A 977-nucleotide genomic window follows, 5' to 3' on the forward strand; every position below is an offset into this window, starting at 1 on the left:
CGCGTGATGACGTCGGGCCCCGGCGCGTGACGCGTCCGGGGCCCGACGGGCAGCTGTGCGGGACGCCGCTACAGCGGGAAGGCGGCGTAGAGGTCGGCGATGTCCGCGACCGGGGCGACGACGTGGAACACCGACGAGCCGTTGGTCCACACCGCGACCCCGGTGCCGTCACCGGCGTCGACGATCGTGTACGTCCCGGCCGGCGTGCCACCCGCGACGACCTCGCCCGTCTGGGGCAGGCCGGCGTCGGCCGGACCGGCGGTCGCGGACGGGCTCGGCGCGGCCGCCGCCGTGGGGAGGGCTGCGACGAGCTGCGCGGCGAAGGTCGACGCCTCCTCCGGCGTCTCCCACTGCCCGGCCCGCACGACGACGTCGCCGTCCGCGCCGTCGCCGAACGTGTCCGTGTACGCCTCGACCGCACCGGCCGCCAGCCACTCGTCGTCGGGCGCGGAGCCCGTCAGCGCGTACTGGAGGACCGTCGTCGGCAGCGCGGTCGCGAACGCCGTCGTCGCGGTCCGGGCCGCGGGCTGGATCGTCGGCGTCGGCGACGGCAGCAGGATCGTGCTCGCCACCGGCGGGGGCGTCTCGTCGCCGGTGTTCCGCGACATCAGGATCCCCCCGACGACTACAGCGATCACGACCACGACCGCACCGATGATCGCCGGCAGCAGCCAGCGCGGCCGCCCGCCCGAGCCACCCGTGCCGCCGGAGGACGCACCGGACTCGTCCCCCGCGCCCGTCGCCGCGGAGGCGGAGGCGGCGACGGCCTTCACCGGCCGCGTCGACGGCTTGCCGAAGGACGGACGGACCGGGACGCGTCGCGACGGGCCCGTCGCAGGTCCCGTCGGCGGGGCCGTGGGCAGACCCGACGGCGAGTCGACCGGACGGGCCGCTCCGGCAGCGTCCGCCGACGACGGCACTCTCGCGGCCGCCGGCCCGGCCGACGCCCCGGGGCCCATGGGGCCCGTGGGCGGACC

At 78.0% G+C, this 977-nt stretch carries 1 protein-coding gene; it reads right to left on the reverse strand.

Annotated elements, in window-relative coordinates; genetic code table 11:
* Nucleotides 1–68: 68 nt before the first annotated feature.
* Nucleotides 69–773, reverse strand: coding sequence for a hypothetical protein (locus CTKZ_RS20330; RefSeq protein WP_124344606.1), 705 nt, complete (start codon nucleotides 771–773; stop codon nucleotides 69–71).
* Nucleotides 774–977 lie beyond the last annotated feature (204 nt).

Source organism: Cellulomonas algicola (assembly GCF_003851725.1).
In the GTDB taxonomy this organism is placed as follows: Bacteria; Actinomycetota; Actinomycetes; order Actinomycetales; family Cellulomonadaceae; genus Cellulomonas; species Cellulomonas algicola.